General features: G+C 57.7%; 14 protein-coding genes. All 14 read right to left on the reverse strand.

The genetic code is table 11. From position 1 onward, the window contains the following. Window positions 1-12: 12 nt before the first annotated feature. Window positions 13-939 (reverse strand): patatin-like phospholipase family protein, encoded by a 927-nt coding sequence (locus E1180_RS20830; protein ID WP_155194457.1) that lies wholly within the window; start codon window positions 937-939, stop codon window positions 13-15. A gap of 65 nt (window positions 940-1,004) precedes the next feature. Beyond that, window positions 1,005-1,514 (reverse strand): 2-oxo-4-hydroxy-4-carboxy-5-ureidoimidazoline decarboxylase, encoded by a 510-nt coding sequence (uraD, locus tag E1180_RS20835; protein WP_155194459.1) that lies wholly within the window; start codon window positions 1,512-1,514, stop codon window positions 1,005-1,007. A 6-nt stretch (window positions 1,515-1,520) separates the two neighbouring features. Next, window positions 1,521-2,702, reverse strand: a complete 1,182-nt coding sequence (locus E1180_RS20840) for a urate hydroxylase PuuD (RefSeq protein ID WP_155194462.1) — start codon at window positions 2,700-2,702, stop codon at window positions 1,521-1,523. A gap of 83 nt (window positions 2,703-2,785) precedes the next feature. After that, window positions 2,786-3,850: a BMP family ABC transporter substrate-binding protein gene (locus E1180_RS20845; protein ID WP_155194464.1), complete on the reverse strand. Its 1,065-nt coding sequence runs from the start codon at window positions 3,848-3,850 to the stop codon at window positions 2,786-2,788. A 98-nt stretch (window positions 3,851-3,948) separates the two neighbouring features. Continuing rightward, a complete protein-coding gene (locus tag E1180_RS20850; RefSeq protein ID WP_155194466.1) occupies window positions 3,949-4,863 on the reverse strand; it encodes an ABC transporter permease in 915 nt (304 codons plus the stop codon). Continuing rightward, window positions 4,856-5,947: an ABC transporter permease gene (locus E1180_RS20855; protein WP_155194468.1), complete on the reverse strand. Its 1,092-nt coding sequence runs from the start codon at window positions 5,945-5,947 to the stop codon at window positions 4,856-4,858. The genes E1180_RS20850 and E1180_RS20855 overlap by 8 nt, the downstream gene beginning before the upstream one ends. Next, entirely contained in the window at window positions 5,947-7,491 is a 1,545-nt protein-coding gene (locus E1180_RS20860) for an ABC transporter ATP-binding protein (RefSeq protein ID WP_155194470.1), read from the reverse strand. Before E1180_RS20860 ends, E1180_RS20855 begins: the two co-directional genes overlap by 1 nt. Window positions 7,492-7,551: 60 nt before the next feature. After that, on the reverse strand, window positions 7,552-8,556 hold the full coding sequence (xdhC, locus tag E1180_RS20865; protein WP_155194473.1) for a xanthine dehydrogenase accessory protein XdhC: 1,005 nt from the start codon (window positions 8,554-8,556) through the stop codon (window positions 7,552-7,554). Further along, window positions 8,553-10,892 carry a xanthine dehydrogenase molybdopterin binding subunit gene (xdhB, locus tag E1180_RS20870; RefSeq protein WP_155194475.1) on the reverse strand — a complete coding sequence of 780 codons (2,340 nt, stop codon included), beginning with the start codon at window positions 10,890-10,892 and terminating at the stop codon, window positions 8,553-8,555. The genes xdhC and xdhB overlap by 4 nt, the downstream gene beginning before the upstream one ends. After that, entirely contained in the window at window positions 10,876-12,357 is a 1,482-nt protein-coding gene (gene xdhA / locus E1180_RS20875; protein ID WP_155194477.1) for a xanthine dehydrogenase small subunit, read from the reverse strand. The genes xdhB and xdhA overlap by 17 nt, the downstream gene beginning before the upstream one ends. A 3-nt stretch (window positions 12,358-12,360) precedes the next feature. Next, the gene (uraH, locus tag E1180_RS20880) at window positions 12,361-12,714 is read right to left on the reverse strand and encodes a hydroxyisourate hydrolase (RefSeq protein WP_155194479.1); all 354 of its coding nucleotides are present in this window, start codon (window positions 12,712-12,714) and stop codon (window positions 12,361-12,363) included. Between the two features lie 97 nt (window positions 12,715-12,811). Further along, complete coding sequence (locus E1180_RS20885; protein WP_155194481.1) at window positions 12,812-13,771, reverse strand: LysR family transcriptional regulator; 960 nt, start codon at window positions 13,769-13,771, stop codon at window positions 12,812-12,814. 11 nt (window positions 13,772-13,782) lie between these two features. After that, window positions 13,783-14,760 (reverse strand): quinone oxidoreductase family protein, encoded by a 978-nt coding sequence (locus E1180_RS20890; protein ID WP_155194483.1) that lies wholly within the window; start codon window positions 14,758-14,760, stop codon window positions 13,783-13,785. A 141-nt stretch (window positions 14,761-14,901) separates the two neighbouring features. After that, on the reverse strand, window positions 14,902-15,618 hold the full coding sequence (locus tag E1180_RS20895) for a CDP-alcohol phosphatidyltransferase family protein (protein ID WP_283404437.1): 717 nt from the start codon (window positions 15,616-15,618) through the stop codon (window positions 14,902-14,904). Window positions 15,619-15,649 lie beyond the last annotated feature (31 nt).

Here is a 15,649-nt window from a genome sequence, read left to right on the forward strand (position 1 = left end):
TCGATGCAGCGTTCAGGTGAGCAACCGCTCAAGATCCCTTTTGAACGGATCCTTACTTCTGTCGGCGGCCGCCAGAATATCGCGCACCTTGAAGAAATCCATGGCCGTGAACCGTCCTATCGGCGGTTCGACGAGAATATCCGGGCGGCTGCAAGCGAGCTTGGCCTGCACAAGGGAGTGCAAGGTGATCGAAAATGACCCGATCCAGGTCTCCATCCCGCTCGGAAGTTTGCCATCATCAAGAAAATCACTGCCTGTAACGTCAACAGCAACGGTATGATGCTGACCGGCGTCTAGTATGGCAAAGGGTGTGGGGTCCACAAACCCTCCATCAATCAGCACTTTTCCCTCAATTTTTACCGGGGTGAGCAACATCGGCAAAGCCGATGAGGCTGCGATTGCCGGTAGCAACTGGCCATCGGTGAGGACGATCAAATCTTGTGTGTAGAAATCTGTCGCTACGATCTTGAGGGGAATGCGGAGCGTCTTGAAGTCGGGTGCAAGCGATTGCGGCAATATTGTTTCGAACAGGACTACAGGATCAATGATTGCCGGCCGCATGACGTTCAGGAGCGAGCCCCAGGTCCGGCCATCCTTCAAAAAGAGCTTCTGGAACAATTGGGTCTTTTGGGTGAACAGATCGACGGTAAAGGTCCGGATCTCCTTCCCGCTCATCCCGCTGGCGTAAAGGCCACCCAGGATTGCCCCCATGGACGTTCCGGAGATTTCTGCTGGCGTGACGCCAAGTTCGTCAATCGCTTCGAGGATTGGAATATGGGCGAAGGCCTTTGCAGCTCCACCGCCAAGCGCCAGTGAAAATCCGGTTTTCGTTTCCAAGGATGATGCCTCTAAGCTTTTGGAAAAGGCTGACCCGGCAAGTCCCGATGCCGCCAGCCCGGTAAGTCCGGTCGCGGTCTTCAGAAAAATGCGTCTCTTCATGGCCAATTCCTGTGATGGTGATCAAGACCACCGTAGCACAGACAAAATGGGAAACCTCCGGACCGTCACGCTTGGATACGATCTTCCAGTCGGAACCGGAATATCCGCGCGATCTGGGAGAGAGCCGTTTGAAACTCGGTTTCCGGGTCGGACCCGATCCGCGCCTCAAAGGCCTCAAGGATCATGTGTTTGGTTGCTCCCTTGACCGCAAATATGAAGGGAAAACCGAATGTGTGACGATAGCGGTCATTCAAGGTGGTGAACTGCTCGAACTCAGGCTTGGTCAGTGTGTCCAGGCCTGCCCCTGCCTGTTCCTTCTTGGAATCCTCGGCCATCTCCCCTGCAAGGGCTGCCTTTCCTGCAAGATCCGGGTGGGCCCGGATGAGCGCGATCTGCTTGTCTTTCCCGGCTGTCAGCATCGCCCGCTCAAAGGCTGAAATGACGTCCTCGCGCGAGACAAACGGACGCTTTTCGAACGCTTTTTCCGCAACCCAGGGCGAGTGTTCTGCAACATCGCCGAAGGCTGCGAGAAAATCGGAAAGGTTCAGCGCGTTGATCTCGTCGACGGTTATCATGCGGCCCTACTTTTGCTGCGCAATCCATGTTCCCAGAAGATCCCGTTCCTCCTGGGTCATGCCGGTTTCGTTGCCGAGCGGCATCGCATCTGATTGAACGGCCTGAGCCATGACAAGATCCGCGTAACGGCGCAAATGCTCGACGGTTTCAAGCTCAATCCCTTTCGGAGCTTCGTCAAAGCCATCATAGGTCGGGGCCGCTGCGTGACAGGTGGCGCAATGAGCCTGCGAAATTTCGATCACTCTCGCATCTGCGACCAGATCGCCGCCCGAATAGTCCCGCGGCGCTGTCATTATGATCGCGACAAGTGTCCCGGCAGCTGCCGTTGGCAGGGCCCACCAAAACTTGGCGATCGGATCTCCAGCATCATGGCGGTTCAGGAAATGACGCACCATCCCACCGATCAACAGGATAAGCGCCACCAGCAACCAAGCATGCGGATGGCCGGTCAGCATGGGATAATGGTTCGATACCATCATCAAAAGCACAGGCAGTGTCAGATAGTTGTTGTGGACCGAGCGCTGTTTGCCCATGGCGCCGAGGGCTGGGTCAGGCGCTTCGCCCGCCATGAGGCTTGCTGCGATTTTCTTTTGGTTCGGAATGATGATGCCGAACACGTTCACCGCCATGATTGTGCCCACAAACGCGCCGACATGGATCAAGGCACCGCGCCCGGAATAAACATGGGTGAACATGAATGCCGCAGCCATGATCAGCACGAAGACGCAAAATGCCAGAAGCGGTGTGTTCTTGCCGATCGGCGATTTGCAGAGCTGGTCATAAATCACCCAACCCGCAACGAGCGAGATGACCGATATCGCTACTGCATCAAGCGGTCGGAGCGGAAGCACACTAGGATCAATGAGATATGCGCTTGCATTGAAGTAATACATGACCACAAGGAGGGCAAAGCCGGTGACCCAGGTCAGATACGCTTCCCATTTGTACCAGATCAGGTCGTCGGGGAGTTCCTTTGGCGCGACCGTGTATTTCTCGACGTGATAGAAGCCGCCGCCATGAACCTCCCAGGCAGTCCCCGCTACGCCTTCCTTCATGCCTTCGCGTTTGCGCAAGGAAAGATCAAGCGCAATGAAGTAGAATGACGTGCCGATCCAGCCGATGCCGACAATGACATGCGCCCATCGAAAGAGCAGATTCAGCCAGTCCATTGCGAATGCAAAGGTCATGAGAGTGCGTCCGGATGTTGATTTTGTGTTTTGTCAGGCCGCCGGTCCGGAATAGCCCGGACCGGTTTGGCCATCCTGCAAGTTTATTGCGGCAGCTGGTCGTCGATACCCTGGACGTACCAGTTCATGCCGAGGATCGCGCCGTCATCGAGGCGGACACCGTCTTCCGCTGCAACCGTGCCGTCCTGCTTGGTGATTGGGCCCGTAAAGGGTTCCCAGCCATCCTTGATCTTGGCTTCGGTTGCCTTGGCCATCTCGACCACATCTTCCGGCAAATTGGTGTAAGGCGCCATCACGACGTGCCCTTCCGCAAGACCTTCCCAGGAAGAGTGGCTTTCCCAGGTGCCATCCAGTACTTCCTGAACCCGGTGGATGTAGTAAGGTGCCCAGTCGTCAATGATCGAGGTGTATTGTGCATCAGGTGCGAATGCGATCATGTCGGACGCCTGACCGAAGCCTTTCATGCCGCGTTCCTGAGCAACCTGAAGCGGTGCCGTTGAATCGGTATGCTGAGTGATGATATCAGCGCCCTGATCAAACAGAGCCTTGGCAGCATCTGCTTCCTTGCCCGGATCGAACCATGTGTTGACCCAAACGACCTTCACCTTGAAGTCCGGGTTCACGGATTGTGCGCCGAGCATAAATGCGTTGATGCCGGAGACCACTTCGGGGATCGGGAAGGATGCGATGTAGCCCGCAACGCCCGCTTCCGACTGCTTTGCCGCGATTTGACCGATGATGTAACGGCCCTGGTGGAACTTGGAATTGTAGGTGGCAACGTTTTCAGCTGTCTTGTAGCCGGTTGCGTGTTCGAACTTCACGTCCGGAAAGTCCTTGGCCACTTTGATCGTGGGATTCATGTAACCGAACGATGTCGTGAAAATGATGTCGCAGCCTTCGCGGGCGAATCGCTCAATTGCGCGCTCAGCATCCGGGCCTTCCGGAACGCTTTCAAGGTAGGCGGTCTCGACCTTGTCGCCGAACTTTTCTTCAACGGCCAAACGGCCTTGGTCATGCTGGTAGGACCAGCCGAAATCGCCGACCGGGCCGACATAGACGAAACAGGCTTTTACATCCGCCGCATTCGCCGCGGAGCCGGCAGCAGCAAAAGCAATGGCCGCGACGGTGGCTTTGAGCAGTGATTTCATCAGTTTCATTCCCCTCTGTTTTGACATTTCGCGTGCGGTTCTTCTTGTCTCAACGCCCTGACCGCGGCGGGCGCCGAGTGGACCGGTATCTGGGAGGATTACCGGTCCGGAACGAAAGGTTTGCCAAGGCAAGCCGGAGTGTTCACCAATGTCAGCCGTCTGTTGGCAGAGATGAGCACGAGCACGGCTATTGTCGCAATATAGGGCAAACTGGACAGGAACTGCGACGGGATCCCGAGACCGAGGGCCTGGGCGTGCAGGTTGAGCACGCTGACCGCGCCGAACAAATAGGCCCCGATTACGACGCGCAACGGCAGCCATGACGCGAACACCACCAGCGCCAAGGCAATCCAGCCCCTGCCCGCAGTCATGTTTTCCACCCATTGAGGTGTATAGGCCAGCGACATATAGGCCCCAGCAAGGCCGGCGCAGGCGCCGCCGAACAAAACCGCCATGAAGCGGATCTTGATTACCGAATAACCAAGGGCGTGGGCGGAGCCGTGGTTGTCGCCGACAGAGCGTAGAATCAGACCGGCTCTTGTGCGGAAGAGCACATAGGTGACGGCGATCACGAGCGCAAATCCCAGATAGACGATGGCGTCTTGCTGGAAGAAAACCGGGCCGATGAACGGGATATCAGATAGGCCCGGAATATAGAGTTCCGGCAGGCGCAAACCTGGGACCCCGATAAATGCCTCTCCGATCATACCGGACAAACCGAGACCGAGGATCGTCAGCGCAAGGCCTGTTGCAACCTGATTGGCGACTAGCACCAGCACCAGAAAGCCGAACAAGGCGGACATGGCCATCCCTGCGCCAATCGCCGCAATGACGCCGAGGGCACCGGAGCCGGTCAGATTGGCAATGGCAAACCCAACCACGGCGCCCATGATCATCATCCCCTCCACACCGAGGTTCAAAACGCCAGAGCGTTCGACGACCAGTTCCCCAAGCGCTGCGATTAACAACGGTGTTGCGGCCGTAATGACCGTCAGCAAAACAGCCTCAAACATGGGATACCTCCGCGCTGGCCGGAGCTCTGCGGGAGGAGAAGCGGATTCGGTATAAGATTAGTGTGTCGCAAGCGAGCACAAAGAACAGCAAAAGGCCTTGAATAACGCTCGCGATCTTGTCGGATACGCCCATGGCCGATTGTACGCCCTCGCCGCCGATATAGGACAGGGCGAGCACGAAACCGGCGACGATAATCCCGACCGGGTTCAGCCGGCCGAGAAAGGCAACAATGATTGCCGTAAAGCCGTATCCGGGGGAAATCGTGGGCTGAAGCTGGTTCATTTCACCGGAGACGACCATGATCCCGGCGAGTCCGGCAAGCGCCCCGGACAAGCCGAAAGCAAACAGAGACAGGCGCTTTGACGAAAAGCCAGCAAAGCTGCCCGCTCGGGGGCTTTGACCCATAACCCGGATTTCAAACCCCTTGAGCGTCTTGGTCAGGATCACGGTCAGAACCAACGCGATCCCGATGGTGATCACGGTCGCCATGCTGATGCTTGTTCCGGGAATGGACGGTAGTGTCGCCGCGTCTGAAAAGATCCGGGATTCTGGGAAATTGAACCCGTCCGGATCCCGCCAGGGGCCCCTCACCAGATAGTCGAGCAAAAGGCTTGCGACATAAACCAGCATGAGACTGGTCAGGATTTCGTTGGTGTTGAAGCGGGTTTTCAAAAAGGCCGGAATGAGGGCCCAGAGAGCGCCACCGATCATGCCGCATACCAGCATCAACGGCAAAGTAAGGAAGCTTTCGAAGCCCGGCAGCATGACCGGCAGAAACGAGCCGAACAATGCGCCGACCACGAACTGGCCTTCCGCGCCGATGTTCCAGTTGTTGGAGAGATAGCAAACGGCCAGACCGCATGCGATCAACACCAAGGGCGTCGCGGCTGCGATCGTGTCTTCGAGAGACCAGGTCTGCGTCAGCGGATCAATGAAAAACTTGTAGAGAGCTTCAAACGGGTTCAGGCCTGACAGGGCAAATATGATCCCGGCCGTCAACGCGGTCAGAAGAACGGCGATGACCGGGGACAGGAACACCATGACTTCGCTGTGTTCCTTGCGCTTGACGAGTTCTATGCGCATCAGGCGACCTCCCCTTGCGCTTCCGCGCCACCAGCCATCAACAGGCCAACCCGTTCCCGCGTCATGCCGGCGGCCGGTTCCGCGTCGGACAAATGTCCGCGGGAAATAACTGCGATCCGGTCCGCGATTTCGAAAATCTCATCGAGATCCTGGCTGATCACGAGAACAGCGGAACCGGAGCGCGCCAAATCGATCAATGCCTGCCGGATCAGGGCAGCAGCGCCCGCATCAACGCCCCATGTCGGCTGGTTGACCACCAGGACGCCCGGACGGCGGTCAAGCTCGCGTCCGACGACGAATTTTTGCAGATTCCCGCCCGATAACGATCTTGCCTCGGGATCGTCATGGGACATGCGTACATCGTATTTTTGCTTGATCCGCTGCTCCAGTTCCCCTGCCTGGCGCTCAGAAACAAAACCGTTTCCGACAAGGCTGTCGCCGGTAGAGTGACGGGTCAGAACGATGTTTTCCGACAATTTCATGCCGGGCACCGCACCATGGCCGAGCCTTTCTTCAGGCACAAAAGCCGCATTTTGTTTCCGGCGCCAGGTGACAGACTTCGACCCGCAGGGTTTGCCGTCCAGAGCGATCATGTCAGGGGCGACCGGCATTTCACCGGACACAGCATCAAAAAGCTCGCCCTGTCCATTGCCCGCGACCCCGGCAATGGCAACCACTTCGCCTGCCTTCAGCTCAAGCGAAATGTTGGTCAAAGCCGTGGCAAACGGCGTGGATGCCTTGGCCGACAAGCTTTTCAGCACCAGTCTTTCAGCACCAACTTCGGTTTTCTTGGCAGCATTTACGGCGATGACTTCGGCACCTACCATTTTGCTCGCAAGGCTTGCTGCCGTCTCCTGCGCAGGGTCGCATTCATCGACGACCTTTCCGTGGCGCAAGATCGTTGCGTGATGGCAAATGCGCTGCACCTCTTCCAGGCGGTGGCTGATGTAAAGAACTGCACAACCTTCGCTTGCAAGCCGTTGAAGGGTCAAGAACAACTGGTCGGCTTCCTGAGGTGTCAGGACCGAGGTCGGCTCATCCATGATGATCAGGCGCGGTTCCTGCAACAAGCAACGGACGATCTCAATGCGTTGGCGAATTCCGACCGGAAGGTCAGCGACGATATCGGCCGGATTGAGCGGAAGGCCATAGTCTTTCGAGACTTCGGCAATACGGGCTGCGAGGTCCCGCATGTTTCCAGGTTTCGGCAGCGCAAGGGCAATGTTTTCAACAACGGTCAGGGCCTCGAACAGCGAGAAATGCTGGAAAACCATGCCGATCCCGAGATCACGCGCGGCGGCAGGGTTGCCGATGTCGACCCTGCGGCCATCCCACCAGATTTCGCCGGCATCGGGCTCGAGCGAGCCATAGAACATTTTGACGAGTGTTGATTTCCCTGCGCCATTCTCCCCGAGTAGCGCGTGAATTTCACCCTTGTTCAGCCTGATATCGACCGTATCGTTTGCGAGTATGTCGCCAAATCTCTTGGTCAGTCCGCGCGCATCCAGCAAAGTGTCCTTTTCGGATCTATTCTGCTGCTCCATGCCCGCACTCACCTTATTCCGGTTGCTTTCTGCCACGCTGTCCCCCGCGCGTATGCCGCCTTATTGACCATGTGTTCGTTTTTGTGCAAGCCCCTCGCCTGCGGCAGCCTGTTGATGACTGGCCTCATCCCGTTCGAGAAGGTCAACGGCTATTCCGGCCGCGATGGCTGCCGGGTGTTTTGATTTTATTGCCGTCACCCCTACCGGGCAGACCATTCTGGAAATCAGTCTCTCCGACACCCCTTGCGCTTTTAGACGTTTTTGAAAACGGGCCCGCTTGGTTTTGGAACCGATCACACCGCAATATTCGAACCTTTGAGCCAGCAAAGCTCGTGCCATGATATGTTCATCCAGGGCATGCGAGTGCGTCATGGCCAGCACGAATGCGCCGCTTGGGGCTCCTTGAAGAACTTCGGCAGGGTCTGGCAGGCAGACCTTTTGAACATTGAAAGGCACGGCGCCGGGGAACTGGTCCGCCCTGCTATCCACCCAGGTTATGTCAAACGGCAGCGGTGCAAGGGCAAGAACAAGGGCGCGTCCAACATGACCGGCACCGAACAGATAAAGAGCCCGGCGGTGTTCGCCGAAGGTCTCAACGAGAACGTTTCCGCTGCTGTTTTTTACCAGTTTTGCTGAAGAATTGTGCTCTTTTTCAATAACCTGCCGGGCAGTGAGCTCATTGTTTTCAACGCTGGCCTTGGTCGAGAAGACGGATTGTTGCCGCTCGAGACTTGCTAGGTGGTCAACCGTCTGCCGGTCTTCCGCATTGAGCACTTCAATTGCAACTTTCGTCCGGCCGCCGCAACACTGGCCGAGATCCGGGCCCAGAGAGACCGTTTCAAGGGAAAAGGACCGCTTTGCTGTCCGGGCGGCGTTTGAGGCATTTCGGATTGCCTCAAATTCAAGCGTCCCGCCGCCAATTGTGCCAAAAAAACCGCCATCTTCGCGAACCACCATCCGGGTGCCCGCGTCGCGCGGGGTCGATCCGTCCGCGCTGATAATGGTCACAAGGGCACATGCTTCCGATGTCTTCAGAACGTCCGCAATGTGCCCCCATACCTTCATTGGCCGGCCTTTCTTGCGCGCATGCCGTGAACGGCCTTCATGATGGCTTCAGGTGTCGCCGGCGCATCAAGGTCTGGCACCTCTCCGGGCGCAAGGCTCGCGACAGCATCGGTAATTGCGCAGAAAACGGCGTTTGCAAGCATGACCGGCGGTTCGCCGACGGCCTTTGACCGATAGATCGTCTCCTGCGGGTTCCCAGTGCCCTCGTAAAGCCGGACATGAAACTCTTCGGGAATGTCCGAAGCCGTCGGGATTTTATAGGTAGACGGCGCATGGGTTCGAAGACGGCCCTGCGCGTCCCAGACGAGCTCCTCTGTGGTCAGCCAGCCCATGCCCTGCACGAAGCCGCCTTCGATCTGGCCGAGATCGATGGCCGGATTTAGCGAATGCCCGACGTCATGGAGAATATCGACACGGTCGACAGTCATCTCGCCGGTCATTGTGTCGATTGTCACTTCGGCACAGGCCCCGCCAAAGGCGAAGTAATAGAACGGACGGCCGGTCGCCGTGTCCCGGTCCCATGTGATTCCAGGCGTAGCATAGAAGCCCGCATGTGACAGCTGGATGCGCGCCATATGCGCCTGCTTGGCGATCTCGCTCAACGTGAAGCTCTGGTCGCCAATGATCACCTTATTGTCGCCGAAGTGAATGGCTTCAGCGCCGCATTGATGCTGTTCACACAAGAAGGCTGTTATCCGCGCCTTGATTTCCTGAGCTGCCAGCTTTGCAGCCATGGCATTCAGGTCTGTGCCGGAGGAGGCCGCGGTTGGCCCTGTGTTTGGAACCTTCGAGGTGTTTGTGGCGGTAATCCGGACCTTGTCCAGTGTGATGCCGAATTCTTCCGCAACGACCTGGGCCACCTTTTGATAAAGGCCCTGCCCCATCTCGGTGCCGCCATGGTTCAGATGGACCGACCCGTCCGTATAGAGATGGACCAGCGCTCCCGCCTGGTTGAGATGCTTCAAGGTGAAGGAGATGCCGAACTTGACCGGCGTCAGTGCAAGGCCCTTTTTCAGCACCGCATTTTCAGCGTTGAAGGCGGAGACGTCTTCGCGCCGCTGCCAATAGGCCGAACTCTCTTCAAGCTGGCCAATCAGGTGATGCATCACCTCATATTCTTCAACCGGCATGCCAAATGGCGTCTGGTTGCGCTCGCCGTCATAGAAATTGAGTTTGCGGATTTCCAGCGGATCCTTGCCGAGCTTGATGGCAATCGCGTCGATCATTCGCTCCGCGGCCAGCATGCCCTGTGGCCCGCCAAACCCCCGGAACGCCGTATTCGACACGGTGTCGGTTTTCAGCCGCCGCGAGCGGATCACGGCATCCGGGTAAAAGTAGCTGGAATCAGCGTGAAACAGCGTGCGGTCGTTGACACCAAGGGACAGATCGACCGAATAGCCGCAGCGGGACAGGAACTCCATATCGACTGCGCGAATCTTTCCGGTGCCGTCATGACCAATTTTCCAGTCCACCCGAAAATCATGCCGTTTACCGGTCATGATCATGTCGTCGTCCCGGTCCAAACGGATCTTGCAGGCCCTGCCGGTTGCGTGAGCAGCCAAGGCTGCAAGGCTCGCCCATTGGTTGGCCTGCGATTCCTTGCCGCCAAATCCGCCACCCATTCGCCGGACTTCCGCTGTGACCAGCGCATCCGGAACACCGAGAACCTTGGCGACAGTGTGCTGGATTTCGGTTGGGTGCTGGGTCGATGAATAAACAAGCATGCCGCCATCTTCCTGCGGGACGGCCATGGCAATCTGGCCTTCCAGGTAGAAATGCTCCTGACCTCCGATGCGCAAGCTGCCGCTTACAATCTCTTGTGACGCATTCATACCGGTTTCCGGTGACCCGCGCCGGAATTGGTAATCCGGTAGCACCGTTGTTTCCGCGGCTACCGCATCTTCCTGCGTCAAGACCGGCGGGATGCTCGTGACCTCAGCCTTTACTTTCTTGGCCGCGCGCCGCGCCTGATCACGGGTCTCGGCAACGACCGCGAAGGCCACTTGTCCATGGAACAGGATGTCACCGTCTGCGAGAACCGGATCATCGCCGAACGCGGACGAACAGTCATTTGTTCCAGGAACATCGGCGGCGGTCAGAACCGCAACAACGCCGGGTGATTGACGCACGTCATCGAGATCCAGGGCCGTAACTTCACCCCGGACCGCCTGCCGGATCCAGCCCGGCACCACATGCAACGTGCCAGTGGGTTCGACCATATCGTCGATATAGGCGGCAGTCCCTGTGACATGTTTTTCCGCGCTGTCATGGGCCAGCGCCTTGCAGACGGTTTTGAGCGGCGGCTGCATCGCAGCCTGGTCAAGCGGCGCGGTCATGGTCAACCTCCCTCTTGATCAGAACATTCACATCTTCCGGAGCTGTGCCGCTGATTTCCATCAATGCTTTGGCCAGAAGCGCGCGTGCGGTTTCCATGCGGTACGCACTGCTCGCCCTCATATCCGTCATGGGCGTGAAATCACTGATGAGGCCCTGCATGGCAGCGCCCCATGTTGCCGGGTCTTCGAGGCTTGCACCTGCAAGGGCGGCTTCTGCGGTGGCAGCCCGCTTGGGCGTGCCGGCCATGCCTCCATACGCGATGCGCGCCTCGGTGATCACGCCATCTGAAAGCGCAAACCGGAACCCGGCCATCACCGCAGAAATATCCTGGTCAAACCGTTTGGATATCTTGTAGCACCGGAACACTTGGTTGGCGGATAATCCGGGCACGAAGAGACCGGTCACAAACTCGCCATCCCGCCTGTCCTGTTTTCCGTATTCCAGGAAAAAGTCTTCCAGCGGCAAAGCCCGGGAACCATCGGCCGAGTGAAGCTCCAAGGTTGCCCCGAGCGCAATCAAGGCAGGCGGCGTGTCGCCAATCGGCGATCCGTTGGCAATGTTGCCGCCGATTGTTCCAGATGCCCGGACTTGTTTGGATCCGATCCGTTTCCAAAGCGCCCCAAGGCTCGTCTCGATCCGGGTCATCGCTGCTTCAGTCGCGGCATAGGTTGCCGTGGCGCCGATCAAAACACCGGAGCCGGTTTCTTCGACCCGGTCCAGTTCTTCGATCCGCCCCAACCAGATGATTTTGGGAAGCTCTGCCAGGTTTTTTGTGACCCAGAGCGCGACATCGGTCGCACCGGCGACAATGGTCGCATCCGGATGCTGGGCATAAAGCGCGGCAAGACCGTCAAGGGTCGAGGGCGATGCAAAAAAACCATTGCTATCGCCAAGATACACATCCCGGCTGTCGGCAAGATCCTGCAACTTTTGGCGTGTTTCGTTCGCCCGCCATGTAAAGGCGTCATCGGCTGCGTCAAAACAAGCTTCCAGCGCAGCATCGACAATTGGGCGGTAACCAGTGCACCGGCAGAGATTGCCAGCAAGCCACTCTGTTACTGTTTTTCGTGATTTCTGTTTCTCTTCGGCATGATAGAGCGTGAAAAGGGTCATGATGAAACCGGGAGTGCAAAAACCGCACTGGGACCCATGCAGGTCGACCATCGCCTTTTGCACCGGATGCAGCCTCTGATCACTTGCCAGGTCTTCGACCGTGACGAGCTCCGCCCCGTCGATCATGCCCAGAAGCTGGATGCAGCTATTGACCGGTTGATACACCATTTTTCCGCCAACCAGCCGGCCAAGCGCCACCGTGCAAGCGCCGCAATCGCCCTCCCCGCAGCCTTCCTTGGTGCCGGTTTCCCTTCGTCTCAGGCGCAGGTAATCCAAGAGAGTTTCAGTTGGGCCGACCGAGTCGAGTTCGACAACTTCGCCATTTTTTAGGAAACGGATCGTGTCGCGCATGCCCTAACTCCCGCGATAGGTGGAGTAACCGAACGGGGACAGCAGGAGCGGCACATGATAATGGCCGTCTTGTTCTGCAATTCCGAAGCGGATTGGGATGATGTCGAGGAACAGCGGATCGGGAAGAGGCTGCCCTGTTCTTTTCAGGTAGGCTCCGGCCATGAACCTGAGTTCATACGTGCCGGGCGTAAATGCATCGCCGTCGAGGATCGGGCCGTCCACCCGGCCATCCGAATTGGTGATGTGTGTGGAAACATGGGCTGGGGTATCGTCCGTTATCGACCACAGCTCTATCGCAAGCGCCTCGGCCGGGCGGCCCAGAGCCGTGTCCAAAACATGCGTTGTCAAACGCCCCATATTGACCCTCTCCCTAGCACGGCGCGGTGCCGCATATTCCATCATTTGAAAAATGTGCCTCAAAAAAACGCAGATCCAAAGCGCTCATTTGCGATCTTTATGATGCCTTTTTGGCATCAAGAGAAGGTATATGTTCTTTCAAGGCGATCACGGCATGGTCGAAAAACATGCCCGGAGCCAGGGCAAGCGCGCGCAGGGACGAGGTTACCACACACAGCCGGTCCGCCTGAAGCGGTTGATCTGACAAGGGAACAAAAACCAGGTGACCCGCAGCCAGGTCTTCCTCGCAGCCAATACGGGTCTGGAAACCTATGACGTTTTCTTCCCTTGCGAGCGCCCGCATGAGCCTTAAGGAATTCGCCTCGACATAGGTGCGTGATGCGCCTGGTATGCGCCGCCGCACGGCATCAATTCTGGTTCGCAGCGACAGCCCTTCGGCCGGTAGGGCCACAGGATAGGCAAGGCAGTCCTGGAGACTGAGATCCTTAACGGCAGCTAGCGGATGGCTCGGTGCCATGAGTGCGCCGATGACCAGATCCTGGTGAAAGGCTGTTGTGAGCGCCGATGTTTCCGGCGGATCGAAGGTAAAACCCACATCCGCTTCCGCCGCTTCGACCTTCCGCACTGCCTCTTGCGACGAGGAAACGGAAATATTCACATGAATGCCGGGATAGGTGGCGCGGAAAGAACTGATGACCGCTGGCAGCAATTTTTCGGCGACGCTTTCCACACAGGCAATGGAAACCGTGCCCCGTCTGAGGCCCTTCAAGGCATCGAGCTCTGCAACGGTTCCTTCAAAATCGGAATAAGTCCGCCGGATATGGGCAAGCAGGACCTCACCGGCCTGTGACAGCCGGAGCCGCCGCCCCACCCTGTCAAACAGTTGTAGACCAAGGGATTCTTCGAGCCACAGGATCTGGCGGTTCACGGCGGACGAGGCGACATTGAGCTCGCGGGACGCAGCCCGGATCGATCCGGCTTCAGCCGCAGCCAGGAAGTAGCGCATTGCCGGGCTGTAAAGGTTGCGCGAAAGTTCCTGGGTGCGGCCGGTACGCATGTGTTGGGCTCTTAGGGCAGCAGCACGGTGGTGCCGGTGGTTTTCCGCCCTTCGAGATCGGAATGCGCCTGAACGGCATCGGCAAGCCGGTATTCCTGATTGATCCCGATCTTCACGATCCCTTTTTGCACCACGTCGAACAACTCGCCCGCGGTCGCCTCAAGGTCTTCGCGCGTTGCGATATAGTTGAAAAGTGATGGCCTTGTCGCAAAGAGAGATCCCTTTTGGGCAAGAAGGGCAAGGTTGAAATCGGTAATCGGCCCGGATGACTGGCCGAAACTCACCCACATGCCACGCGGCTTCAAACAATCGAGCGACCCGGGATAGGTATCTTGTCCCACGGAATCATAGACGACATCGCAGCCTTTACCGTCCGTGATTTCCTTGACCCGCTCCACGAAGTTCTCTGTCCGGTAGTTGATCATATGCTGGTACCCATGGGCCTTCGCCAGCTCGATCTTGTCTTCGGATCCGGCCGTTCCGATCACCGTAGCACCGAGATGAGCGGCCCATTGTCCGGCGATCAAGCCGACACCGCCGGCGGCTGCATGAAACAAAAGCGTGGTTTCCGGACCCACCTTGTAGGTCTGACGCAGAAGATACTGGGCGGTCATGCCTTTCAACATCATGGCAGCTGCGGTTTTGTCGTCGATCCCTTCCGGCACCACCACAAGGCTGGCGGCAGGCACGAGACGCTCCTGGGCATATGCCCCCAGCGGACCCACATAGGCAACGCGGTCGCCTGGTTTCACATGATCGACCCCCTCGCCCACGGAAAGCACGATACCGGCCCCCTCATTGCCGGGGCTGAACGGCAGGCCGGTTGGCGCGGGATAAAGACCGGATCGGAAATATGTATCGATGAAATTCAGGCCGATCGCCGTGTGGCGGATCCGCGCTTCGCCTGCACCCGGTTCTCCGATCTCAATATGCTCCCAGGTCATAACCTCAGGGCCGCCAGTCTCATTCACACGCACTGCCTGAACCATAATTTCTCCCATTTGGCCGATCTTGTCGGGCCAATCAGCTCGCGGTTTGAATTTTTTTGGACATTAGTGATTTCTACCGGCAACGCAAAGGGCCGGCTGAAAAAACACCTTCAGTGCTTGTGATGCGCAGTTGTACCCTGGTCAGTCGACGCGGTCGATAAGCTGCTGCACGGCGGACACCGAGAAGAGATAGAGGCTTGCAACAACGAATGCGACCAATGCAAGCCCAGTCAAGGTCATGCCGTTGAGAATGGCATAACCAGCCAGGGCCATCCAACCAAGCGTCACCGGCAAGGTCACGATTCGCCAGCGTTTAACGCGCACCGGGTGGACAAAACGGACCGGAGCGAATGTCAGCGCGCAACACAGCAAAATGATTGCGATTGTGAAGGCTTCGGACGGAGACAGAACGAACAAGCCGAAGACAACCATGTTCCAGCCGGCCGGAAAGCCCTTGAAGGACCCGTCCAGCGTCTTCATGCCGTTGTCGGCGAAGTAGAGTGCCCCTGTGAACACGATCAAGCCGCCGCAAATCCAGTTCCATGGCTCGGACAGCATCAGGCTCCAGGACAGAGCGAAAGCTGGCAGGAAGACATAGGTCGCGTAATCAATCACGAAGTCGAGAGACGCTCCCGACCAGCGCGGCAAGCGTTCAGCGATCCTATATTTCCGTGCAAGCGGCCCGTCGATCCCGTCGACAAAAAGGGCAAGGCCCAGCCAGGCGAACATTTCGGCCCATTTTCCCTGCGCGCCCGCAAGCAGCGCTGCCAATGCAATTGGTGCGCCGGATGCTGTCAGAATATGAATCAAAAACAGCGCGGGCTCTGGGGCCTCTTTGTCCGGGGTAATGTCCGCCACGTTTGTTCCTCGAAGACGCTGGCTCACGAGC

Origin of the sequence: Roseibium denhamense, assembly GCF_009711415.1 — a bacterium.
In the GTDB taxonomy this organism is placed as follows: domain Bacteria; phylum Pseudomonadota; class Alphaproteobacteria; order Rhizobiales; family Stappiaceae; genus Roseibium; species Roseibium denhamense.

Bases quoted from the DNA above. Each gene is read 5' to 3' on its own strand.
- E1180_RS20855 (WP_155194468.1), bottom strand. From the start codon at position 5,947: ATGCGCATAGAACTCGTCAAGCGCAAGGAACACAGCGAAGTCATGGTG.
- E1180_RS20845 (WP_155194464.1), bottom strand. From the start codon at position 3,850: ATGAAATCACTGCTCAAAGCCACCGTCGCGGCCATTGCTTTTGCTGCT.
- E1180_RS20860 (WP_155194470.1), bottom strand. From the start codon at position 7,491: ATGGAGCAGCAGAATAGATCCGAAAAGGACACTTTGCTGGATGCGCGC.
- E1180_RS20830 (WP_155194457.1), bottom strand. From the start codon at position 939: ATGAAGAGACGCATTTTTCTGAAGACCGCGACCGGACTTACCGGGCTG.
- xdhC (WP_155194473.1), bottom strand. From the start codon at position 8,556: ATGAAGGTATGGGGGCACATTGCGGACGTTCTGAAGACATCGGAAGCA.
- E1180_RS20840 (WP_155194462.1), bottom strand. From the start codon at position 2,702: ATGACCTTTGCATTCGCAATGGACTGGCTGAATCTGCTCTTTCGATGG.
- xdhA (WP_155194477.1), bottom strand. From the start codon at position 12,357: ATGCGCGACACGATCCGTTTCCTAAAAAATGGCGAAGTTGTCGAACTC.
- E1180_RS20850 (WP_155194466.1), bottom strand. From the start codon at position 4,863: ATGTTTGAGGCTGTTTTGCTGACGGTCATTACGGCCGCAACACCGTTG.
- E1180_RS20890 (WP_155194483.1), bottom strand. From the start codon at position 14,760: ATGGTTCAGGCAGTGCGTGTGAATGAGACTGGCGGCCCTGAGGTTATG.
- E1180_RS20885 (WP_155194481.1), bottom strand. From the start codon at position 13,771: ATGCGTACCGGCCGCACCCAGGAACTTTCGCGCAACCTTTACAGCCCG.
- uraD (WP_155194459.1), bottom strand. From the start codon at position 1,514: ATGATAACCGTCGACGAGATCAACGCGCTGAACCTTTCCGATTTTCTC.
- xdhB (WP_155194475.1), bottom strand. From the start codon at position 10,892: ATGACCGCGCCGCTTGACCAGGCTGCGATGCAGCCGCCGCTCAAAACC.
- uraH (WP_155194479.1), bottom strand. From the start codon at position 12,714: ATGGGGCGTTTGACAACGCATGTTTTGGACACGGCTCTGGGCCGCCCG.